This window comes from Micromonospora krabiensis (genome assembly GCF_900091425.1).
Lineage (GTDB): Bacteria > Actinomycetota > Actinomycetes > Mycobacteriales > Micromonosporaceae > Micromonospora > Micromonospora krabiensis.
This window is the reverse complement of record NZ_LT598496.1, coordinates 417,311-438,418: the sequence shown is the minus strand read 5'-3', so window position 1 is coordinate 438,418 and position 21,108 is coordinate 417,311. Positions and strand designations below refer to the sequence as shown.

Below are 21,108 nucleotides of genomic sequence, written 5' to 3'. Positions count from 1 at the left end.
CACCCCGACCTGCCGCGTCGGGCCGTCGGGCCGCACACGGCCGTGCGGGCTGGCTCGGGTCAGGAGACGGTCCAGAGCAGATGGTTGACCGCCAGGGCGGTGACGGCCTGTCCCACCAGCCACCAGCGGTGGACGCGCGGGGGCAGCAGGGCCGCGGCCACCAGTAGCCAGACCGTGAACGGCAGCCAGATCCGTTCGACCTCGGCCTTGCTGAGGCCGGACAGGTCCGCGCCGAGTACGGCGAGACCGGCGGCCAGCGGTAGCAGCACGGCCGGGCCGGTCGCGCGTATCACGGCGGCACGATCCCGCACGTCGCGGCCACGGGCCAGTCCGGAGCGTGCCGCGGCGGCGGCCGTGACCACCGCTTGGCGTAGCGCCGGCCCGAGCACCGGGCCGGCGGCGAGCAGCAGGGCCGCGAGGTTCGCCCAGACCCAGTAGGCGTACGGGCGTTCGGCCGCCCAGCCCTGGTAGTAGCGCTCGACCACCAGCCGGTACCCTACCCACCATTGGAAACCGGCGGCCGTGAAGGCGACCGCCACCCCGGCGACCCCGGCCGACGCGGCGAACAGCGCGCCCACCCGGCGCGTCGGCCGCAGCGCGACCACGGCCAGTGCGAGCAGCCCGACCAGCACGAACCCGTACGACAGGTACAGCGCGAAGCCGAGCAGCAGGCCGCCGACCGCCGCCGCGACCGGCCCCCGTACGGCCAGCAGAGCGAGGCCGGCGGCGACCACGCCGGCGAAGATCCCGTCCGCGGAGGCACCCACCCAGACCGCCCCCGGCAGCAGCACCAGGAACGGCGTGGCGGCCCGCGCCGCGTCGGCGGCACCGAGGGCCCGCAGCGTCACCGGCACCGACACCGACACCGTGGCGCCGATCAGGACGCAGGCCAGTGCGGCGCTGGCGCCGCCGGCGAGGCCGACCCGGTCCAGCCAGACGAAGATCAGCAGTGCCCCGGGTGGATGACCGGCGGTGTGCGTGGACCAGGACTCCGGCTGGAAGTCGAGGATCCGGCCGCTGAAGCCGGCCAGCATGGCGGGGATGTCGCCGACCCCGGGCACCTCGTGCAGGTATTCCGCCTGCGGGGTCAGGCGTTGGGTCAACCCGGCCGACGCGCCGTCCACCAGGGCCAACGACAGCGTCCAGGCGACCGCCGCCAGCCAGGCCGCGGCCAGCAGGGCGCCCCACCGGGCCGTCCTGGCCCACCGCATCCCGGGGCCGATCACCACCGCGGCGACCAGCACCGCCGCCGGGGTGCCCCAGCCGACGTGCGGCAGCCAGGTCGCGTACAGCGGGGCGGCGTCGGCGTGCAGGCCCACCCCACGCCGGTTGAGCAGCACGCCGACCAGCACGGCGGCGGCGAGCAGCGCCGCCTCGACGGCGAGCACCGCCAGGTCGCCGAGCCGCCGCCGGGTCGGAGCCCGTTCGGGGGCGGTGCCCAGTGTGGAAGCGGGGTTCATGACGATCGGACGGTACGGCCGCCCCCGGCCTCCCGGTAGCCGAATCGTCGGGTCGTCACCGTTCGGTAAGAACGTGTCGGTGGTAAGGCTTCGGTAATCACTTTCCGGCCCCGGCCGGGCGGGACGCGTTCTAGCGTCGGCGATATGCCGCTGCAGTTCGATCACGACGATGCCGCGCCGATCCCGGTCGACGTGGTGCTGCCGTGCCTCGACGAGGCCGCCGCGCTGCCACTCGTGCTGACCGCGTTGCCCCCCGGTTACCGGCCGATCGTGGTCGACAACGGGTCACGGGACGGGTCGCCGGAGGTCGCCGCCCGGCACGGGGCACGGGTGGTTCACGAACCTGTCCGGGGCTACGGCGCCGCGGTGCACGCCGGGTTGGCGGCCGCCGAGACGGAGCTGGTCTGCGTGCTGGACGCCGACGGCTCCTTCGACCCGACCGAGCTGCCCGCCCTGGTCGCACTGGTCGCGACCGGCGCGGCGGACCTGGCGGTCGGCCGCCGCCGCCCCGTCGCCGCCGGCGTGTGGCCCTGGCACGCGCGAGCCGGCACGGCCCTGGTCGCGGCGCTGCTGCGACGTCAGGGCGTACCGCTGCGCGACCTGAGCCCGATCCGGGTGGGCCGGCGCGAGGCGCTGCTCGCCCTCGGCGTCACCGACCGGGCGTTCGGCTACCCGCTGGAGTTGCTCATTCGAGCGGCCGCCGCCGGCTGGCGGCTCCGCGAGCTCGACGTGACGTACTCGCCCCGGGCCGCCGGCACCCGATCGAAGGTCTCCGGCTCGGTACGCGGCACCCTGCGCGCCACCCGCGACTTCGCGGCCGTGCTGCGAACGGTGGGTGTGCCCCGGTGACCGTCCTGCTGGTGGTGGCGAAGACGCCGGTGCCCGGCGCGGTCAAGACCCGACTCTGTCCGCCCGCCACCCCGGTGCAGGCGGCCCGGATCGCCGCCGCCGCGCTGCGGGACACGCTGGACGCGGTCCGCGCCACCCCCGGCGTGATTCCCGTGCTCGCCTGCGCGGGACAGCTCGCCGATGGCGAGGACGCCGCCGGGTTGACCGCCGCCCTCACCGGGTGGACGGTGCTGCCGCAGCGCGGGACCGGTCTGGGCGAGCGACTGGCCAACGCGTACGCGGACGTGGCGGCGGCCTTCCCGGACCGGCCGGTGCTCCAGATCGGCATGGACACACCACAGGTGACGGCGCACCAGCTCGCCGCCGCCTCGCGCCGACTCGCCGGCGTCGGCGCGGTCCTCGGCGCGGCGGTCGACGGCGGCTGGTGGGCCCTGGGCCTGCGCGACCCCCGACACGCGTCCGCGCTGCGCGGTGTGCCGATGTCCACGCCCGAGACCGGCCGGCGCACCTGGGCGGCGTTGGTGGACCGGGGACTGCGGCCGACGCCGCTGCCGGTGCTGCGGGACGTGGACGAGTGGGCCGACGCGCTGGCGGTGGCCACGACGGTCACCGGCAGCCGGTTCGCGCGGCAGATCGCGGCGGTCCGCCGCACCCTCGTGACCAGCGGGGGGCTCGGATGACCTCCGTCTTCACCGTTCGCACGAACGGCGGCGACGCCGGACCGGGTGCCGAGGCCGGCCTGATCGCCGAGCACACCCGGGCCGGCGGTCCACCGGTCGACGGCGGACGCGGCTTCGCCGCCGCGCTGCGGTCCCGGGGCAGCGACGAGCACTGGCTCGTGTACGACGACGGGGCGCGCAGTCGGCTGCCCGCCCGCCGCTGGCACGGGCCCCCGGAGCCGGCGACGGCTGCGGTGGTGGCCCGCTGCGCCGGTCCGACCCTCGACCTCGGCTGCGGGCCCGGCCGGCTCACCCTGGCGCTCGCCCGCGCCGGCGTCACCGCGATCGGCGTCGACGTCAACGCGTACGCGGTCGCCACCGCGCGGGCCCGTGGAGCCGTGGCGATCCACCGTGACGTGTTCGAGCCCCTGCCCGGCGAGGGCCGCTGGGCGCACGCGATCCTGCTCGACGGCAACATCGGCATCGGTGGTGACCCAGTCGCGCTGCTGCGCCGCTGTCGGGCACTGCTCGACCCGGCCGGCACCGTCCTGGTCGAACTCGAACCGCCGGGGCCCGGACTGTGGCAGGGACACGCCCGAATCGCCACCACACACCGCACCGGCCGGCTCGCCCTCGGGCCGCTGTTCCGCTGGGCGCGACTCGACACCCGAGCCGTACACCACGTGGCTCCCCACGCCGGCTTCGCCGTACGTGAGATCCTCCAACGCGGCGGGCGCTGGTTCGGTGAACTGAACGTCTCGCGGCCTGGGCCGGCGACGAAGCGCTGAACGGCCCGGGCAGACACCGGCCGACCCGCGCGCCCGGACGGTCGCATCGCCCCTGGCCCGGCACCCTGCACCGCATGTCACCGGACTGTCATACGACCGCGCGGTCGTCTCCATCAGCGCAGGAGAAAGTTGGATCGTTCGTTACCGCTCCTCGACCTGCAACCGCACGAGATGGTGATCAAATTGTCCGAGTCCCGGCACGTCGACGCAGCCGCCATCGGGTTGCTGCTCATGGTCAACCGTGGCCCATCCAGACGCGGCGCAACGACGAAGCCGTCCGCCGCTCTGATCCGCAGCACACCCCGATCGCCGGTTCGGCCAGTTCCACCGAGCACGTACCGGCGGATGACTACGCTTCAGCAGGGTGACGTCACGACGACCGGACGAGCCCACTGATCAGGGTGAACGGCCGGCTCGGGAGGCGGAGGCGGCACTACACGGTCTTGCCCGGCGCCTCGACAAGCCGATGGGCGCTCTCGGCGTCCTGTTCCTGCTGCTGATCCTCGGCCAGGCGTTCACCCGCAACGCCACCCTGTCTGCCGCGCTACAGGTCGCCAGCTGGGTGTTGTGGGCGGTCTTCGTCGCCGAGTTCACGTTACGGGCATGGCTGGCCCGCCAGCAGTGGAAGCAGTTCTGGCGCCGCAACTGGTGGCAGTTGGTCTTCCTGGCCGTCCCGTTCCTTCGGTTCGCGCGCGCCATCACCCTTCTGCGGGCCGCTCGAGGCACCGGAGTGGTCGCGGCCGCCGTGCGCGGATCGCGCTCCGCCGGTCGACTGCTGACCGACCGGCTGGCCTGGCTGGCCGTGGTGACGACGGCGATCATCCTGTCGACCGGTCAGTTGCTGGTGCTGACCGGCTCCTACCGCACCTACGGGCAGTCGCTGCACGATGTGGCAATGACCACGATCACCGGCGAGCCGCTGCGGGCGAACGACACGTTCTCCCAGGTCATCGAGCTGCTGCTGGCCGCGTACTCGATTGTGGTCTTCGGTACGTTGGCCGGTGCCCTGGGCGCCTTCTTCCTCAACAGGGACCGGCGTGGTGAGCAGCCCTCCCCCACCCGCGAGGGGGCTGGTGGATGACGCTCCTCTCGTCTGACGCATCAGTTCGAGTCCCAGCGGGTTTACGGTGTCATGGCTCCGTCGGGCCGGCGCATGACGCTCGGGCCGCCGCCAACGCCGACAGCGCCCGGTAGCTGGCTGCCACGAGGGGGACGGAGACGAGGGCACCCGCGACCCCGGCGAGGACCGCGCCGGCGCTGACCGCGACGAGGATGACGGCGGGATGCAGCCGCACGGTGTGTCCCATGATCAAGGGTTGGAGGAGGTTACCCTCGGCCTGCTGCACGCCGATCACGGCGGCGAGGACGATCAGCGCCGCGGTCGGACCGTCGGCGACCAACGCCACCAGCACCGCCGCGGCGCCGGCGAGGGTCGCACCGATGATCGGAATGAACGCGGACACGAAGGTCAGGAACGTCAGCGGCAGCACGAGCGGCACACCGACCAGGAACAGCGCCAGACCGATGCCGGCGGCGTCCACGGCGGCGACAAGCAGGGTGCCGCGCATGTACCCGCTGAGCGCGTCCCAGCCACCTGTACCCATCAGCCGCGCGGTGCTGCGGTGGCGCTCGGGCAGCCGGTCGACGACCCATGCCCATATCCGGTGCCCGTCCTTGAGGATCAGGAAGAGCAGCACGAGCGCCAGCGCGATCGCGCCGACGGTCTCCACGGCCAGGTACGCGCTGGCCGCCGGATCCGGTCCACCTCGGCTGAGCGCGGCGCGGAACTGCGCCCAGACGGCATCCAGGTCTTTTTCATCGATCGGCAACGGCCCGCCGACCAGCCACGACCGGGTCCGGACGATTCCCTCGTCAAGCTGCCGGCCGAGGTCGTCGAACTGGTCCACCAATTGCTGGCCGAGCAGCGCCAGCGGTAGGGCGAGCACGAGGACGAGCACCAGCACGCCGGCCAGGGCGGCCAGAGCGCGTGGCAGCCGCAGCCGCGCGAGCCGGTCGACGAGGGGCATCAGCAGCGAGGCGGCGAGCAGGGCGGCGGCCACCGCCAGCGTCACCGGGCCGATCCGAGCCAGCGCCCACACGGCGAGCGCCAGCGTGACCGCGACCACCAGGGCGCTGCCGCAGACGACGGCCGCGCGTAGCAGGCCGAGCGGGAGTCCGCGCAGGGGCGGTCGGGCCCTGCCCGGTCCGTGGCTCATTCGGGCCCCGTACCCGCCCTCCTGTCCGGCTCACCGGCGACGGCTTCCCGGCCGGCCCGGATCACCCGTTCGGGCGACGTGGGTGCGGCGGTGAGCCGTCGCGTCGATGAGGGCAGATTGTCATCGATTCGTCGTGTTGCCTCGCAGCGGTCGTGGGTAGCGCAAGGGGAACCAGCCGCGATCGAAGGAGCAGCGATGACGTACGTTCCCTGGTTCCTGCCCTACCAGCCGCCGTCAGCGTTTCGCAGCGAGCCCGCCTGCGAGGACGCCCGGTTGGCCTGTCGGCTGCTGGACCGCATGCTGCGGGATCCGCTGCTGCGCCACGAACATATCTGCATCGAGGTGCAGAATCGGGTCGTGATTCTCGAGGGCGTCGTCAGCTCCGTCGAGGTGCGCGCACACGCCCACGAATGCGCGTGGGACACCCCCGGGGTGCACGACGTCAACAACCAGCTGCACGCTTCCCAGCGTTGAACAGGGTCGCGGCGGCGGGCGGTGGCGGCTGTGTGTCCATGCCAATCGTCGAACGGTCTGCTCAGGCGCGCGCGTCCGCCTGCGACGTGGTCAGACTGGTCACGTCCGTCGTATGGTCCGCGCTGAGCCGGGGTGGGCGGCGGTGGGCACCGTAGGTGAGATCGATGGCGACGGGCAGGTTCGGTTGTCCCAGTGCCTGCCGCACGTGGCCGACGGCGTGGGTTTCGAGCCGCTGACGCAGCACGGCGATGTCGGCGTCGGGATCGGCGGTGACCCGCAGGGTTAGCCGAGGCCATCGCGCGTTGCCCGAGATCCTGACGTCGGCGTCGTTGACGTCGGGGAAGCCCGCCACCTCCTCCTCGACGGCGGCCCGCAGGGCGCCGGAAGCCACGACCGTTCTGCCCAGCCGGCTGTCGCCGGCGAGCGTGATGTGTCGCTGGCGCGGTTCGGTGCGGACGACGCTGGCCAGCCAGGCCACACTGAGCAGGGCGAGGACCACGGCCACGAAGGCCGCCAGCGGCCAGAACCAGTCGCCGTTGTCGCCGACGAAGCGCGCGGCGGGATTGTCGAGCAGACGCCGGCGGTGGACGTCCTCGCCGTACACGTCGGTGCCGGCGAGGATGACGGCGACACCGACGGCGAGCAGGACCACGGCGAAGAGCGTGAGCAGGACCCGGTTACGGCGGTCGGCGCGCATCGACTACTCCTCGGTGTCGATCCGTACGTACGGGATCGGTGGATTGATCAGGCGCAGCGTGTCGAGGCGGTGCTGTGCGGCAGCGGTGATGTCTCGCACCGGCCCCATCCCCGCAGCCGTTGCCGACACCATCTCGGCGCGAATCTTCAGCCGACGCCTGCGGACCTTGACGTCGGCGTCCCGGACGCCGTCGACGGCCACGACGGCGTTGCGCACGGCCCGCGCCAGGCCACGGCGGGTCAGGGCCGTGTCGATGCGAGCGTCGACGGATTCCAGGCGCAGCCGCCCCGGTGCGCGGCGCACGAGCTGCGCGATCAGCAGCAGGAGCCCGACGATGGTCAGGCCGATGCCGATGGTGCGGACCAACGCGCTGCCCCAGGTCGCCCCGCCGGCCCAGCGATGCAGGCCTTGCCAGTCCAGGGCGACCTGCCCCGCGCCCACCCGGAAAGCGACGACTTCACTCGCGACGAGCAGCAGACCGAGGGCAAGCCCCAGGCTCAGGAGGAACGCGATCAGACGATTGACGACTCGCACCGTGGCCTCGTTTCACCTCACCCGGGCGCGGGGCGCCTGGTTGAGGATCAGGTCGTCCACCGTGATCTCGACCTCCTGCACGCGCAGGCCGGTCAGGTGGGACACCCTGGTGCGGACCTGGTCGCGGACCCATTCGGCCACGTCGGGGATGGAGGCGGGCCAGCGGACACCGATGGACAGCTCGATGCGGCTCACCGATCCCTCGACCTCCACGGCGGCCTTCGGGGGTGCGTCCAGGTCGCTGTCACGTGTACCGAGGCGACCGGACCAGGGCAGGGTCCGCCCGAGCACCCGCGGGGCGGCGCTACCCGCCTCGGCGACCTCCCGCGCGGCCCGAGCGGCGATCTTCGCCACCACCCGGTCATGGATCTGCAGGCGCCCCAGGTACTCCTCGTCCGGACGGCCGGACGCGTCGACCGCTTCACCGACGGTCACTGGTTGCTCCGGCGGCCCTGGACGTACGGGCTCAGGTCGATCTCACGGGCGACGACCTTCGCCACGGCGAAGCCGATGGCCCCGAACAAGGCCACGATGACCATCTGGCCGAAGCTGCCGAACGCCAGGGCGAAGCCCAACGCCAGGCCGAAGACGGCGCCTATCAGTTTGTTCATGCTGTCGGCTCTTCCCATCCTGATTCCGAAACCCGCGGTCCGCCGGTCGGCGGCGACACGGGGCCTGGGCACACCGCGATCAGCCCACGTCGGGTCGCTGCCCGTCGCCGTCCGGCGGGTCGCCCACATCAGCGAGGACGACGTCGATCTGACGTCCGGCGACCAGCGGTGCCACCGCCGCCCGGACCTGCGCGGCCAGCTCCGGGACGTGCGCTCCCCACCGGGCCCGGACCTGCACGACGACCGCGTCCGCGTCGACCACCACCCCGTCGACCCGACGGCCGGGCAGATAGGTGCCACGTCCGTCCAGGGCGACCAGGCCCACCACGGCCGGGCAGGCGCAGACCGCGGCGGCGACGGCGTCCACGTCCACGCCTTCGACCACCGCCACCGGCTGTCCCGACGCCATGCTCAGGACACCCGCGACTGGTTCTGCTGGCCGTCACTCTCCGGCAGGTGCACGTCGTCCACGCTGACGTTGACCTCCACCACGTTGAGCCCGGTCATCCGTTCGACCGCCGTCTTGACGTTCCGCTGGATGTTGCGGCCGAGGTCGGCGATGCTCACGCCGTACTCGACGATGATGTCCAGGTCGACGGCGGCCTCGTTCTCGCCGACCTCCACACCTACCCCCTGGGACACGTTCGGTCCGCTGCTGCCCGGGATCCGCTCGCGAATGGCGCTGAACGCGCGCGTGCCGCCGTCACCCATCGCATGGACGCCGGCGACCTCTCGGCAGGCCACCCCGGCGACCTTCTGCACGACGTTCTCGGCGATCATGATCTTGCCGTCGTCGTTGCTCAGCCTGCTCTGATTGGTCGACTGGCCACCGCCCACCCGTCCGGCCTGTTCACTTCTGACGTCCTGGCTCATCGGCGTGCCCACTCCCTCGGCTGCTCGCTCCGGCACTGTTCGACAGTTGTTAAGCCTGCTGTCCCGGGCGCCCCGGGGCCGACCTTGGCACCGACGTTCCCCCGTTGGTGGCACGCACGGGGTGACCGTCCTGCGGCCAGGGATCACCCGAGTGCCGGATGGGGCGGACGAGGCAAAGCACCGGCCGGGACGCCGTCAGCGCCGTCCGCGGCCGAACCGAGCAGGACGCGCTGCGGGGCTCCGGCTCGGCGACGGCGCCGAGCCGCGCCGATCAGTGCGCAGTCACCGCAGCCCGCGCAGGACGGAGGCGATCGTGGCGACGCCCTCGTCGATGTCGGTGGCGGTGCGGGCGGCGTAGCCGAGGACGAGCCCGGGGCGGTGGGCCCGCTGGCAGTGCCAGGTCAACGGCTGGACCTTCACCCCGCGCTCCAGCGCCTCCGCCGCCACGGCCGTGTCCGGCACGTCGCCGGGCAGCGTCACCGTCAGATGAAGCCCGGCCGCCGCGCCGTGCACCACCGCCTCGGGCAGGTGGGCGGTGAGCGCGGCGACCATCGCGTCCCGTCGACGCACGTGCCGGCGGCGGAGAAGCCGCAACTGCCGCTCCAGCGCGCCGGAGGTCATCAGCTCGGCGAGCACCAGTTGCGGCAGCACGGAGGTGCCGAGGTCGGCGTTGCGCTTGGCCGCCACCACCGCCTCCCGGTAGCGGCTGGGCACGAGCAGCCAGCCGACCCGCAGCGCGGGCGCGAGCAGCTTGGAGACGCTGCCGGCGTAGCACACCTGCTCGGGAAGCAGGGCGCGGAGCGCGGGCACGGGCGCGCGGTCGTAGCGGTGTTCGGCGTCGTAGTCGTCCTCGATGACGACCCCGCCGGCGCGCGCCCAGGCGGCGACCTGCCGGCGGCGCTCACCGTTGAGGACCACCCCGGTCGGGAACTGGTGGGCCGGGGTGAGCATGACCGCCGGCGCCCGGCTGGCGACCAGTTCGTCGACGCGCAGACCGGCCGCGTCCACGGTGACCGGCGGGGTGGCCATCCCCCAGTTGTTGAGGTGTTGCCGGACCCCGAGCGAACCCGGCTCCTCGACCGCGACGTGGTCGATCCCGTCCGCCCGGAGCGCCTGGGCGAGCAGGCCGAGGGCCTGGGAGACCCCGGCGGTGATGAGCACGTCGGTGGGATCCACGGTGATGCCGCGGCTGCGGGCGAGCCACGCGGCGACGGCGCGGCGGAGGGCGGGCGCGCCGCGCGGGTCACCGTAGCCGAAGTCGGCGGCGGAGAGCTGCCGCAGGACGGTCCGTTCGGCGCGCAGCCAGTCAGCGCGCGGGAAGGCCGCGAGGTCGGGCACGCCCGGGGTGAGGTCTATCCGCGCCGGCGCGGTGCGTACCGCGTCGAAGATGTCGCTGCCCGGGGCCGGCGGGAAGAGCGTCGTCGGTGACGGCGGAGTGCTCGGCGCGGCGGGCGGCGCGGCCGGTACCGGTGCGGAGACGACGACGGTGCCGGCGCGGCCGCGTCCGGTGATCCGGCCCTCCTCGACGAGCCGCTGGTATGCCTCGGTGACCACGCCGCGAGACACGCCGAGGTCGCCGGCGAGAACCCGGGTCGCGGGCAGCCGGGTGCCCGGGGCGATCCGCCCGTCGGCGATGGCGACGCGCAGGCGGTCGGCCAGCCAGGCGGCCCGCCCACCGCGCGGGGCGTCGGCGATGTCCAGGTGGAGGAAGTCGGAGCCGGCGTGCAGCTCGGGCCCGGACGGCGCGGCGCTCGCGGGAGTTGTGGCCCTGTCGGGATGCATGGTTTTGGCCCTGCCCACCGGTCCATGATGCCAGCAGAGTGGGTGGGGTGATGCCCACCGGGGCGTCCCGGTAGGAGGGTCACCATGGGTCTTGCGTTCTGGATCACCACACTCGTCGTGGTCGTCACCCCGGGGGCCGGGGTGGCGTACACGCTGTCGGAGGGGTTGTCCCGGGGCGCCCGGGCCGGCCTGGTCGCCGCGGTCGGCTGCACGCTCGGGACGGTGCCGCACCTGCTCGCGGCGGTGACCGGCCTGGCGGCTCTGCTGGCGGCGAGTGCGACGGCGTTCCGCGCCGTGCAGTACGTGGGCGTGGCCTACCTGCTGTTCCTGGCCTGGTCGACCCTTCGGGACCGGAGTGCGTTCAGCGCGACCGAGGCGCCACCACGCTCGGCGGTACGGGTGATCGTCGGGGCGATCCTGGTCAACCTGCTCAACCCGAAGCCGACGCTGTTCTTCGTCGCGTTCCTGCCGCAGTTCGTCGACCCGACGAGCGCCGGCGCCACGGCCGGCATGCTCACGGCCGGTGCGGTGTTCATGCTGCTCACGCTCGTGGTGTTCGGCGGTTACGGCGTGGCGGCCGGTGCGGTACGAGACCGGGTGCTCGCGCGGCCCCGGGTCACCGCATGGCTGCGGCGCACCATCGCGGGGACGTTCGTCGCGCTCGGCGTGTCCCTCCTGCTGTCCGAGCGATAGGAGCCTCCCGTGCGGTTCCAGCACTCGACCGACGTCCGGGCGGCCTTTCCGGGGCTCGTCGCCGGAGTCGTGGTGGCCACCGGCGTCACGCCGCGGGTCGACGCGCAGCCCCAGGTGGCGGACTTCTCCGCCCGCGCCCGGGCCCGGCTGGCCGGCGGCGCGGAGGCCGGACTCGCCGAGATCCAGGCCTGGCGGCGGGCGTACGCCGCCCTGGGCCTGAAACCCACCCAGTACCGGTGTGCCGCCGAGGCGCTGCTGCGTCGCCTGCGGATCGACGGGGAGTTGCCCCGCCTGCACCCACTGGTCGACCTGTGCAACGCCGTCTCGGCGGCCTACGCGATCCCCGTCGCCGCGCTGGATCTCGACCGGGTCAGCGGGAACCTGACGGTCCGGCACGCCATCGGCGACGAGGAGTACGTGACGTTCGCCGGTGATGTCGAGCGACCGCAGCCGGGAGAGATCACGTTCGTGGACGCGGCCGGACGGGCGCACGCCCGGCGCTGGACCAACCGGCAGAGCGGCTGGTCGGCGGTGCGGCCGCAGACCTCCAACGTGCTGATCGTCGCCGAGGCGCTGCACGACACGGCAGCCGCCGACGTCCCCCGGCTGGTCGACGAGCTGTCGGCGGAGCTGACCGCGCTGTGGTCCGCGCCGGTCACCAGGACGGTGCTCGACGGGGAGGCGCCGGGCTGCGAGGTGCCTACCGCCGCCGGCGGTCTCACCCGACAGCGGTGAACCGCAGCACTCGCTGCTCGTGCCGGTGTGCGGCGTAGGCCACCGCCCCGGCCGGCACGACCTGGCTGGCTGGCCCACGGTGCGGGCCAGCCAGCGGCCTGATCAGCGCGGCACGGGCCAGTCGAAGCCGAACGCCTGGGCGGCCTCGTCGCTGCCGCCGGCCAACCACTGTTGCCGGCGCGGGTTGGTGTCGGTGAGCAGCCGGACGACCTGAGCGGCCACGATCTCGGGATCGCCCGTCGGCAGGGCGATCACCGCGACGAACTGCAACCAGAGATCCGCGGCACCGGGCCGTTGCGGATAGAAGTACGACACGAATACCCGGCCGGGCTCGTTTGGGCGCGCCTCCACCCACCCGGGGTGGCAGTCCCATCGGCCGAGCAGGTCCGGCTGCTCGCTCAGCCGTGTCCGAAGCAGTCGAGCGACGGACCGGTCGGTCCATTCCCACGAGTGATCGTTCTCCGCCCGGATGATCTCGGCGTCGTACTGGGCGGCCCCGAATCGGAGAGCCGGCAGATCAAGGCCGGGTTCGTCCGGGTTGCGCCAGTCCCGCCAGATCACCTCGTCACCACGGCGCTCAATGGTGACGTACAGAGCGCCGCAGCAGCCTTCGGTGCAGTCCGCCTCGGCCAGGCGCACCTCGTGCGCTTCGACGTCAGCATGCAGCCGGCGATCGGGGCCGAGCAGATACTCAGGTTGCTCGGCCGAGCCTTCCGTGAACGCCTCGGCAACGATCGGACGACCGTCCACGACGATGTGGGTCTCCACAGTGCCAGTGCCACTGAGTTCCGCGTCCGGAACCGATACGCGGATCGTGATCCGACTGTGCTCGTCTTTCATCAGCGACTCCGTTGGCGGCTCTGCCTGCAGGTCGGTCTCACCATCGTGGCCCACGCCCCGAGCCAGTACGGTAGTCAGGTTCTAGTCGCGACGGCGGATGGCGGTCGGCCAGCAGCGCGTGGTGACCCCGATCGTGTTCCAGGTGTTGATCGCGATGACGAGGGTGAGCAGGGCAGCGGCACCCTCCTCCCCGTAGGCCGCCACGGCGGCCGTGACGGCCGACTCGGGCACCTTCGTCGTGGCGAGCAGGGTGACCTGCTCGGTGAAGTCGAGAGCGGCGCGTTCGGCCGCGGTGAACAGGTTGGAGTCGGCCCAGATGGCCACCGCGTCCACGCGTTGGGGCGTGACGCCGGCCCGGCGGGCGGCGCGGGCGTGCATGTCGACGCAGTAGGCGCAGCCGTTGAGCTGGGAGGCGCGTAGGCGCACCAGCTCGCGCAACGCCGGCTCGATACCGACCCGGTCCAGTTCGGCGGTCGCGGCCTCGTCCAGCTGGTTGACGACGCGGGCGAAGGCGGGGACGAGTGCGTCGAAGTCGAGGCGGGCGGGGATCGGGACGTACTCAGTCGCTGTCATACCGATAACGCTAGGGTTCGATCGCCCCGGATTCCTGGGGCAATTCGGCGTCTCATTGTTGGGTCAATCCAGGCACCGCCGGATGCTCTCCACGAGAAGCACGAGCGCTGTTTCGTACTGTCCGGGAGTCGGGCCCGCGTACCCGACCACCATCGCCGGCCCGTGGGGTCCCTGCCCCGAGTCGAAGCGGAACGACCCGAGGCCCTCCACGAGCAGCCCGCGGTCGGCGGCCTCTCGCGCCACCGCCTCCTCCGAAGCCCCGGCGGGCAGCGTGAGCAGACATTGCAGGCCGGCGGCGAGCCCCGTCACCTCGCAACCGGGGAGCTGGTCCGCGACGACCTCCTCCAGCCGCCGGCGACGCGACCGGTAGGTGGCGCGCAACCGCCGGACGGTGCGGTCGTAGTCGTGGCCGTCGACGAACCGGGCGAGCGCCAGCTGGTGCAGTGCCGCGGGCTGCCCGCCGGAGAGCGCGCGCTGCTCCAGCACGTCGGGCAGCAGCGAGGTGGGCAGCACCCCCCAGGCCAGGCCGACGGCCGGCGCGACCGCCTTGCTGGCGGTGCCCAGGTACGCGACCTGTTGCGGTGCCAGGGACTGGAGCGCACCGATCGCTCTGCGGTCGTAGCGGAACTCGCCGTCGTAGTCGTCCTCGATGACGAGGGCGTCGACCCGCTCCGCCCAGCCGACGAGCCAGCGGCGCCGGTCGGCGGCCAGCGGGACGCCGACGGGGAACTGGTGGGCGGGCGTGAGGACCACCGCCGAGACGTCCAACGTTGCCAGACTCCTGACGTCGGCACCGTCCTGGTCGACCGCCATCGGCACGGGCGTGAGCCCGGCGGAGGCGATCAGCCGTCGATGGGTGTCGTGACCGTACTCCTCGACGGCGATTCGCGTCGCACCGCGCTGGCGCAGGGCCCGGCACACCAGCACGAGCAGCTCGCCGAATCCGTGGCCGACGACGACCCGTTCACGCTCGACGGCGACGCCGCGGGTGCGGGCGAGGTAGGAGGTGAGGGCGCCACGCAGCTTCGTGGTGCCGGCGGGATCGGGATAGCCGAGGTCCGTGGTGGTCGCGTCCAGGGTGGCCTGACGTGCCGCCGACGCCCATTCCCGGCGGGCGAATCCGGCCGTGCCCGGGATCCCGCCCCGCAGGTCGATGGAGCGTCGATTGACCGCCCGCTGGCGCAGGCCCGCCTGGGCGGGTGACGGCGACCGGCCGGAAACCCAGGTCCCGGCGCCGATCCTCGACTCCAGCCAGCCCTCGGCGGCGAGCTGGGCGTACACGTCGGCCACGGTGTTGCGGCTGATGCCGAGGTCGGCGGCGAACGTGCGGGCGGCGGGCAACCGGGTGTCCGGGGTGAGCTGCCCGTCGACGATGGCGGCACGCAGCGCCGCCTCCAACGACCGCCCGGGCCGCACCGGTGAGAGGTCGAGGTGCAGGTCCAGGCCGAGGCTCACGAGGGGATCGTAGATTGGCCCGATCGGCCACCTCGCAGGCGCACGACCTTTCTGGGTCACTCGCGCCGGGCGGGTCCGCGCAGGGCGTACGTGAGCAGGCCGGTGACCGCCAGGACGGCGGCGACCACCGCCGCGCGGCGGCTGGTGTGCGGCTGGCCCTGCCAGGTGAGGAGGGTGCCCCACGAGCTCGACTGCGGAAACATCGCGGCCACGACCGTCCACCCCAACGGCAGGAACCAGGCCCGGGTCGCGCCCGCGACCGTCGCGCACAGGGCGCTCAGGCCCAGCAGGCCGGCGGTGTCGCGGAGCACCAGGGCGGCCGGGCCGAAGCGGGCGCCGGTGGGCAGCGTGGCGAGCAGCACGACGAGCACGAGCGCCAGCGCGGCCAGCAGGTGCAGAGCGCGACGCCAGGGCCACCGCAGCGCCGCGGTGCGCTCCAGGTCCTCGTCCGGCGCGGCCAGGGTGGTCGACAGGACCGCCACCATCAGCACGACAGTCAGCACGACGAGCAGGGCGACCGCGTCACGGTCATCGGAGAAGACCAGCCACAGGACCCAGATCAGGGCCGCGGCGCCGACGGACGCGGCCAGGGCCAGGGGTACGCGTCGCGCCCGCAGGTAGCCGGTCACTGCGACAGCAGTCCGGTGCTGTCCCGGCAGGCCAGGATCGCCTCGCGTACCGCCGCCACGCGGGACAGCGCCGCCGCCGGGGGCAGCTGTCGCAGGCCGCGCCAGAGTGCGACCGCCGCCGCGTTGATCTCCGGATCTTCCGAGATCATTCCGGGGACCACGCCGACGTCGGAGACCGGTTCGCGGTCGAGTAGGTAGTAGCCGGCCGCCCGCTCGACGACACCGTTGCGCGGACACTCGCCGTCGCCGTCGACGCCCAGGCCGAGGACGATCTCGGGCACCACGGCGGCGCGATGGGCCAGGCCGCCGCGGTTGTCGATCCACACGGTGATGGTGACGACGCTGTCGTCGCGGGTCGGTGTCTCCCCGGTGACGTAGGTCCGCCGGTCCTCGTGGACCTCGGTCGGCGCGCCCGGCAGCTTCCCGAGGGCGGCGAGCCCTTCGCGGGCGAGTGGGGTCAGCGTGTCCAGCACGTTGGCGTTGACCCGGGTGACGCAGACCTTGGGCGCGTCGTCGGTGCAGACGAGTTCCCGGGCGACCGGGTCGACCGGCGCGACGAGAGCGGCCTCGTCGCGGGGCACGACCGCGGCCGCGGCGCCGAGGCCGAGCAGTACCGGCAGTACGGCAGCCACCCGGGCGCGCCTGCCCCGGGTCACCAGCAGCACCACGCCGGTGAGCGCGAGCGCGCCCATCCAGATCGCGAGCGCGCTCGTCACCCGGGGATGGATGGTCTGGAAGTTGTAGAACCGGCTGCTGCCGTAGACCGGGGAGAGCACGGCACCCAACCAGTCCGGCCGCATGATCGCGGTGAAGAAGACCAGCAGGACGCCGGTCACGGCGAGCGCGGGAGCGGTCACCAAGGCGGGCAGCAGCCGCCCGAGGCCCAGACCGAGCCAGGCCGCCGCGACCAGGGAGAGCGCGCCGACCAACACGATGACGACGACGTCCGTCGGGAAGTAGGCGGCGGTCGAGGCGATCCGTACGCCGCCGGCGAGGACCACGAGCGGGTAGGCGAGCCCGAGAGTGGCTCCCATCGCGACGAGGACGGGCAGCATTCGCCGGGCGCGCGACCGGGGTGTGGTGGCGAACAGCTCACCGACCTTTGCCCGGTGTTCGCGGCGGCCCTGCCAGGCACCGGCGGCCAGGGCGAGCGGCCACAGCAGGATCAGGTACTCCTTGCTGGCCAGCACGAGAGGCATCCAGCCCTCCGACCAGCGTCCCGGAGTGAGGTAGAGGGCGGCGACGCCGACCACCAGCGCGAGCAGGGCGGCACCGGCCGCGGCGGAGCGGCGCAGTTCGAGTACGAGGATGTTCATCGGGTGGCCTCCGCGCGGTGGCGGCGGAGCAGGGCCGAGTAGCCGCGTTCGGCGGGGCTGTCGCCCGCGTGGCCGTCGTCGCCGTGCGCGGCCAGTTCGGTGGGCGTTCCCTGCCACACCAGCCGGCCCTCGTTGACCAGCACCACCTCGGTGCAGGCGGCGACCACGTCCTCGACCAGATGGGTGGACACCAGCACGCAGGCGTCCGCGCCCAGGTCACGCAGCAGCTCGCGCAGGTCGAGGCGCTGCTCCGGGTCGAGGCCGACGGTCGGTTCGTCCAGCAGCAGCACCTGCGGGTCGTTGACGATGGCCTGGGCGATGCCGGCCCGGCGCAGCATGCCGCCGGAGAGGGTCTTGAGCCGGGCGTCCGCCTTGGCGCTGAGCCCCACCCGGTCGATCGCGCGCTGCGCCGCCGCCGGGATGCTGGCCTTCGGCATCTCCTTCAACCAGGCCATGTACGCCACGAACTCGCGCACGGTGAACCGCGGGTAGAAGCCGAAGTGCTGCGGCAGGTAGCCCAGCGCGCGTCGGGCCGGGCGCAGGTCGGCGCGACCGTCGACCGGGCTGCCGAGCAGGGTCAGCCGGCCGCCGGACGGCTTGACCACCGTCGCCAGGGCGCGGATCAGCGTGGTCTTGCCGGCGCCGTTGGGCCCCAGCAGGCCGTGTACGCCGATAGCCAGGCTCAGGTCGAGCCCGTCCACGGCGAGGTGACGTCCGGCGCGTACCCGCAGCGCCTCGGCGTGGATGGCCCAGGGCTGGATGGTGGTGGCCGTCTCGGCCATGCTCACCGCTCGCATGGTGGTTCCTCTCAGAACGAGGTGAGGCGCCGGAACGTGTCGGCGCGAAGCAGGGTCAGGGCGGCCAGCACGACCGTGACGACGGCCCACGCGCCGGTGGCCGCGGGCGTGAGCAGCACGGGCAGCTCGGCGGTGGCGATGCTGGGGGCGACCACGGCGACGACCCAGGCCGCCATCAGACCGACCGCGGCGCGGTGGACGCCGATGAGCGAGCCGAGCAGCAGCGTGGCGGCGGTGAACGCCAGACACGGCAGCAGCGTCAGCGCGGGGTTCACCCGGCTCGGACCGGCGGCGGTGAACAGGGCGAGCACCGGGATGACGAGGACCAGCACCAGGGCGGTGCGCCGCAGCAGCATCCTCAGACCGGCCGAGGGCGTGCCGGCGATCAGCTCCCAGGCCGGGTCCGCGCGTCTGCTCCAGGCTGCCGCGACTCCGGGCAGTGGGGCCAGGGGTGCAAGCAGCACCACGATCGAGGGCAGCTCGGGCAGAACCTGAGCGAGCAGGGTCGCGGTGCCGAGCACGGCGGCGGTCATGGCGACCCAGGGCAGCAGGGCCGCCACGAACCAGCGCTGGCGCACGGTCGTACGCAACAGGGCCCTGGTTCGTGGGGCGGGGCCGGCGGCGATCTCGCGGTCGACGGCGGACGCGACCTCGGCGATCAGGGCGCGGGAGGCGGCCGTGGTGCTGCCGGCCAGGCGGGCGCGGCAGTCGGCGCAGCTCTCCAGGTGCACCTCGATCGACCAGACGCTCGCCTCGTCCAGGGCGGGGTCGTCGTCGGCGTAGCGGTCGATCTCGCTCAGGGTGGGGTGGGTGGTCATGACAGGGCCTCCCGCAGGGCGGTCCGGGCGCGGCGGAACCGGGACTTCACGGTGTTCTCGGGCACGCCGAGCAGCACGGACGTCTCGCGGATGGAGAAGCCGTCGAGGACGGTGGCGCGCAGCACCGCGCGGACCTCGGGCGGCAGGACGGCGAGGGCGTGTTCGAGTTCCTGCCCGACCCGGCCGGCCAGCACCTCGTCCTCGGCGGCCGGCGCGACCGTGTCGGTCGGGTGCATCTGCGGTAGCTGGGCCTGCCGGGCCCGGCGCCGGAACGCGTCGACCAGGCGGTGCGCGGCGATCGTCCACAGCCAGCCGACGGCGCTGCCCTTGACGTGGTCGCCGGCGAAGCTGCCGGCCGCCCGCCAGACCGCCAGGTAGGTCTCCTGGAGCACGTCGGCGACCACGTCCGGGTCGGCGCACCTCCGTCGCAGCCGCACTTCCAGCCACGGCGCCGTACGCCGGTAGAGCTCGTCGAAGGCCCGCCGGTCACCGTGGGCCACGCGGCGTACGAGTTCCTGCTCGTCGGCCGCGTCCAGGCTTCGTCTCACATCGGGTAAGACGACCGCTCGCCCACGATCGGGTCTCACATCGGTGTGATCGCCGTCACCACGCGCCCGTCCGGTCCTGCGGTCAACCGCCGTTGCACACCAACGTCCTAGAAGCCCGCCACCGGACGTGGCCGGTAGGGCGCTTCGAGCGCCTCGATCTCCTCATCGGTCAGCTCGATGTCGAGTGCGGCGACGGCGTCGTCGAGGTGGTGCGGTTTGGTCGCGCCGACGATCGGTGCGGTGACCCGGCCGGCCACCCAGGCCAGCGCGATCTGCGCGCGCGGCACGTCCCGCTTCGCGGCGACCGCCGCGACGGCCTCCACGATCGCCCGGTCGGTCTCCTCGTAGCCGCGGTAGAGGGTGCGGCCGAACTCGTCCGACTCGGTGCGGTTGGTGCTCACGCCCCAGTCCCGGGTCAGCTTTCCGCGGGCGAGAGGGCTCCACGGGATGGTCGCGATGCCCTGGTCCGCGCAGAGCGGCAGCATCTCCCGCTCCTCCTCGCGGTAGAGCAGGTTGTAGTGGTTCTGCATCGACACGAACCTCGTCCACCCGTTGAGGTCGGCCAGGTAGAGGGCCTTGGCGAACTGCCAGGCGTGCATCGACGACGCGCCGAGGTAGCGCACCTTGCCCGACTTGACGAGATCGTGCAGCGCTTCGAGGGTCTCCTCGATCGGCGTCGCGGAGTCGAAGCGGTGGATCTGGTAGAGGTCGACGTAGTCGGTACCGAGCCGGCGCAGACTGTTGTCGATCTCGGCGTTGATCGCCTTGCGGGACAGACCGGCGCCGTTCGGACCGGGACGCATCCGTCCGTGCACCTTGGTGGCGATGACGACGTCGTCGCGGCTGGCGAAGTCCCGCAGCGCACGCCCGACGATCTCCTCGCTGCTGCCGTCGGAGTAGACGTTCGCGGTGTCGAAGAAGTTGATGCCGGCGTCGAGGGCCTGTCGGATGAACGGACGGGCCTGGTCCTCGGGCAGGGACCAGGCGTGGTTGCCCCGAGCGGGATCGCCGTAGCTCATCGTCCCCAGGCAGACCCGGGAGACTTCCAGACCGGTCGAGCCCAGCCGTACGTACTGCACGATGCCTCCGTCGCTGGCGGGGTGGGTTCCGCCCCAGCGCACAGTACTCCGGCGTCAGGCCGGCGACCGCGCGGAGGACGGCCGCATCCATCCGCGCGGCGGTCAGCCGGTCGAGCGCTTGACGAATGTCGGCTAGCGCAATTAGCTTTACAGCTATGATAGTTAGCTTCGGTCGCTTCGGCCCGCTCCGCGACGCGAGCCGCTCGCACCAGCGCCTGCTCGCAGCCGCTGCCCCCGGTTGCGACTGGCGACGGCCCCCGAGGGGTGCGGGGTGGTGACCGTCGTCCGGGGACTCGGCCTGCTGCTGGCCTTCCTGCTGGAACTCGCCGTGCTGGCGATCGGCGCGCGCTGGGGCTGGGCGCTGGACGCGCCCAGCGCATTCCGGCTGCTCGCTGCCATCGCCGTGCCGCTGCTGCTCGCCGCACTCTGGGGTGCCCTCGGCTCGCCGAAGGCCCGGGTGTCGCTGCAGCCATCGGCCAAGCGCGCGTTCCAGGGTGGCTGGTTCGTGCTCGGTGGGGCGATGCTCGCCCTGCTGGGATACGCATGGCTCGGCCTCGTCCTGGTCGTCGCCTGGGTGGCCGTGGCCGTTCTGCTGCGCCGCGCCCCGGAAACAGCCGCGTAGCCAGCTCCGGCGACCCCGACCGGCCGAGAGCGGTGGCGGTGAGACTTGGTCGCGGTCGGC

Annotated in this window: 26 protein-coding genes; 8 read left to right on the top strand and 18 right to left on the bottom strand. The window is 73.1% G+C overall.

Annotation, left to right across the window (positions count from 1 at the left end; all coding sequences use genetic code 11):
* Nucleotides 1-59 precede the first annotated feature (59 nt).
* The gene (locus GA0070620_RS02005) at nucleotides 60-1,460 is read right to left on the bottom strand and encodes a hypothetical protein (protein ID WP_377519653.1); all 1,401 of its coding nucleotides are present in this window, start codon (nucleotides 1,458-1,460) and stop codon (nucleotides 60-62) included.
* Between the two features lie 144 nt (nucleotides 1,461-1,604).
* Here GA0070620_RS02005 and GA0070620_RS02000 point away from each other — a divergent pair, with 144 nt between their 5' ends.
* The 4 genes from GA0070620_RS02000 (at nucleotide 1,605) to GA0070620_RS01985 (ending at nucleotide 4,837) form a co-directional block, all read left to right on the top strand.
* Nucleotides 1,605-2,309, top strand: coding sequence for a glycosyltransferase family 2 protein (locus tag GA0070620_RS02000; protein WP_091597798.1), 705 nt, complete (start codon nucleotides 1,605-1,607; stop codon nucleotides 2,307-2,309).
* Complete coding sequence (locus GA0070620_RS01995; protein ID WP_091587955.1) at nucleotides 2,306-2,989, top strand: TIGR04282 family arsenosugar biosynthesis glycosyltransferase; 684 nt, start codon at nucleotides 2,306-2,308, stop codon at nucleotides 2,987-2,989. The genes GA0070620_RS02000 and GA0070620_RS01995 overlap by 4 nt, the downstream gene beginning before the upstream one ends.
* A complete protein-coding gene (locus tag GA0070620_RS01990; RefSeq protein WP_091587954.1) occupies nucleotides 2,986-3,756 on the top strand; it encodes a class I SAM-dependent methyltransferase in 771 nt (256 codons plus the stop codon). The genes GA0070620_RS01995 and GA0070620_RS01990 overlap by 4 nt, the downstream gene beginning before the upstream one ends.
* 364 nt (nucleotides 3,757-4,120) lie before the next feature.
* Complete coding sequence (locus GA0070620_RS01985) at nucleotides 4,121-4,837, top strand: hypothetical protein (protein WP_197677521.1); 717 nt, start codon at nucleotides 4,121-4,123, stop codon at nucleotides 4,835-4,837.
* A gap of 49 nt (nucleotides 4,838-4,886) precedes the next feature.
* On the opposite strand, the gene GA0070620_RS01980 is transcribed toward GA0070620_RS01985, so the two are convergent.
* Nucleotides 4,887-5,972, bottom strand: a complete 1,086-nt coding sequence (locus GA0070620_RS01980; RefSeq protein ID WP_091587952.1) for an AI-2E family transporter — start codon at nucleotides 5,970-5,972, stop codon at nucleotides 4,887-4,889.
* Between the two features lie 195 nt (nucleotides 5,973-6,167).
* On the opposite strand from GA0070620_RS01980, the gene GA0070620_RS01975 reads away from it, so the two are divergent.
* Nucleotides 6,168-6,446 carry a BON domain-containing protein gene (locus GA0070620_RS01975; protein ID WP_091587951.1) on the top strand — a complete coding sequence of 93 codons (279 nt, stop codon included), beginning with the start codon at nucleotides 6,168-6,170 and terminating at the stop codon, nucleotides 6,444-6,446.
* 61 nt (nucleotides 6,447-6,507) lie between these two features.
* On the opposite strand, the gene amaP is transcribed toward GA0070620_RS01975, so the two are convergent.
* From amaP to pdxR (GA0070620_RS01940), 7 genes are all read right to left on the bottom strand, one after another.
* Nucleotides 6,508-7,143 carry an alkaline shock response membrane anchor protein AmaP gene (gene amaP, locus GA0070620_RS01970; RefSeq protein ID WP_091587950.1) on the bottom strand — a complete coding sequence of 212 codons (636 nt, stop codon included), beginning with the start codon at nucleotides 7,141-7,143 and terminating at the stop codon, nucleotides 6,508-6,510.
* A 3-nt stretch (nucleotides 7,144-7,146) separates the two neighbouring features.
* Entirely contained in the window at nucleotides 7,147-7,677 is a 531-nt protein-coding gene (locus tag GA0070620_RS01965) for a DUF6286 domain-containing protein (protein ID WP_091587949.1), read from the bottom strand.
* A 12-nt stretch (nucleotides 7,678-7,689) separates the two neighbouring features.
* Nucleotides 7,690-8,112, bottom strand: a complete 423-nt coding sequence (locus GA0070620_RS01960; RefSeq protein ID WP_091587948.1) for an Asp23/Gls24 family envelope stress response protein — start codon at nucleotides 8,110-8,112, stop codon at nucleotides 7,690-7,692.
* Nucleotides 8,109-8,288 (bottom strand): hypothetical protein, encoded by a 180-nt coding sequence (locus GA0070620_RS01955; RefSeq protein WP_091587947.1) that lies wholly within the window; start codon nucleotides 8,286-8,288, stop codon nucleotides 8,109-8,111. Before GA0070620_RS01955 ends, GA0070620_RS01960 begins: the two co-directional genes overlap by 4 nt.
* A gap of 79 nt (nucleotides 8,289-8,367) precedes the next feature.
* Complete coding sequence (locus GA0070620_RS01950) at nucleotides 8,368-8,697, bottom strand: hypothetical protein (RefSeq protein WP_091587946.1); 330 nt, start codon at nucleotides 8,695-8,697, stop codon at nucleotides 8,368-8,370.
* A gap of 2 nt (nucleotides 8,698-8,699) precedes the next feature.
* Nucleotides 8,700-9,161, bottom strand: coding sequence for an Asp23/Gls24 family envelope stress response protein (locus GA0070620_RS01945; RefSeq protein WP_091597795.1), 462 nt, complete (start codon nucleotides 9,159-9,161; stop codon nucleotides 8,700-8,702).
* Nucleotides 9,162-9,443: 282 nt separating this feature from the next.
* Nucleotides 9,444-10,961 (bottom strand): MocR-like pyridoxine biosynthesis transcription factor PdxR, encoded by a 1,518-nt coding sequence (pdxR, locus tag GA0070620_RS01940; RefSeq protein WP_231922152.1) that lies wholly within the window; start codon nucleotides 10,959-10,961, stop codon nucleotides 9,444-9,446.
* A 66-nt stretch (nucleotides 10,962-11,027) separates the two neighbouring features.
* Between pdxR (GA0070620_RS01940) and GA0070620_RS01935 the strand changes: the two genes are divergently transcribed.
* Complete coding sequence (locus GA0070620_RS01935) at nucleotides 11,028-11,636, top strand: LysE family translocator (RefSeq protein ID WP_091587944.1); 609 nt, start codon at nucleotides 11,028-11,030, stop codon at nucleotides 11,634-11,636.
* Nucleotides 11,637-11,645: 9 nt separating this feature from the next.
* On the top strand, nucleotides 11,646-12,371 hold the full coding sequence (locus GA0070620_RS01930; protein ID WP_091587943.1) for a B3/B4 domain-containing protein: 726 nt from the start codon (nucleotides 11,646-11,648) through the stop codon (nucleotides 12,369-12,371).
* Between the two features lie 102 nt (nucleotides 12,372-12,473).
* Here GA0070620_RS01930 and GA0070620_RS01925 read toward each other — a convergent pair whose 3' ends face one another.
* The 9 genes from GA0070620_RS01925 to GA0070620_RS01885 form a co-directional block, all read right to left on the bottom strand.
* A complete protein-coding gene (locus GA0070620_RS01925) occupies nucleotides 12,474-13,211 on the bottom strand; it encodes a hypothetical protein (RefSeq protein ID WP_231922150.1) in 738 nt (245 codons plus the stop codon).
* Between the two features lie 81 nt (nucleotides 13,212-13,292).
* Entirely contained in the window at nucleotides 13,293-13,784 is a 492-nt protein-coding gene (locus tag GA0070620_RS01920) for a carboxymuconolactone decarboxylase family protein (protein ID WP_091587942.1), read from the bottom strand.
* A gap of 63 nt (nucleotides 13,785-13,847) precedes the next feature.
* Complete coding sequence (gene pdxR, locus GA0070620_RS01915; RefSeq protein ID WP_091587941.1) at nucleotides 13,848-15,239, bottom strand: MocR-like pyridoxine biosynthesis transcription factor PdxR; 1,392 nt, start codon at nucleotides 15,237-15,239, stop codon at nucleotides 13,848-13,850.
* Nucleotides 15,240-15,295: 56 nt separating this feature from the next.
* A complete protein-coding gene (locus GA0070620_RS01910) occupies nucleotides 15,296-15,868 on the bottom strand; it encodes a hypothetical protein (protein WP_091587940.1) in 573 nt (190 codons plus the stop codon).
* Entirely contained in the window at nucleotides 15,865-17,184 is a 1,320-nt protein-coding gene (locus GA0070620_RS01905) for a hypothetical protein (protein WP_091587939.1), read from the bottom strand. Before GA0070620_RS01905 ends, GA0070620_RS01910 begins: the two co-directional genes overlap by 4 nt.
* On the bottom strand, nucleotides 17,181-17,981 hold the full coding sequence (locus GA0070620_RS01900) for an ATP-binding cassette domain-containing protein (RefSeq protein WP_091587938.1): 801 nt from the start codon (nucleotides 17,979-17,981) through the stop codon (nucleotides 17,181-17,183). Before GA0070620_RS01900 ends, GA0070620_RS01905 begins: the two co-directional genes overlap by 4 nt.
* Before the next feature lie 11 nt (nucleotides 17,982-17,992).
* Nucleotides 17,993-18,799 (bottom strand): anti-sigma factor family protein, encoded by an 807-nt coding sequence (locus GA0070620_RS01895; protein ID WP_091587937.1) that lies wholly within the window; start codon nucleotides 18,797-18,799, stop codon nucleotides 17,993-17,995.
* The gene (locus GA0070620_RS01890) at nucleotides 18,796-19,347 is read right to left on the bottom strand and encodes an RNA polymerase sigma factor (protein WP_172836363.1); all 552 of its coding nucleotides are present in this window, start codon (nucleotides 19,345-19,347) and stop codon (nucleotides 18,796-18,798) included. The genes GA0070620_RS01895 and GA0070620_RS01890 overlap by 4 nt, the downstream gene beginning before the upstream one ends.
* 107 nt (nucleotides 19,348-19,454) lie before the next feature.
* Nucleotides 19,455-20,426 carry an aldo/keto reductase gene (locus GA0070620_RS01885; protein ID WP_091587936.1) on the bottom strand — a complete coding sequence of 324 codons (972 nt, stop codon included), beginning with the start codon at nucleotides 20,424-20,426 and terminating at the stop codon, nucleotides 19,455-19,457.
* A 274-nt stretch (nucleotides 20,427-20,700) separates the two neighbouring features.
* On the opposite strand from GA0070620_RS01885, the gene GA0070620_RS01880 reads away from it, so the two are divergent.
* Complete coding sequence (locus GA0070620_RS01880; protein ID WP_157741503.1) at nucleotides 20,701-21,048, top strand: DUF2568 domain-containing protein; 348 nt, start codon at nucleotides 20,701-20,703, stop codon at nucleotides 21,046-21,048.
* Nucleotides 21,049-21,108 lie beyond the last annotated feature (60 nt).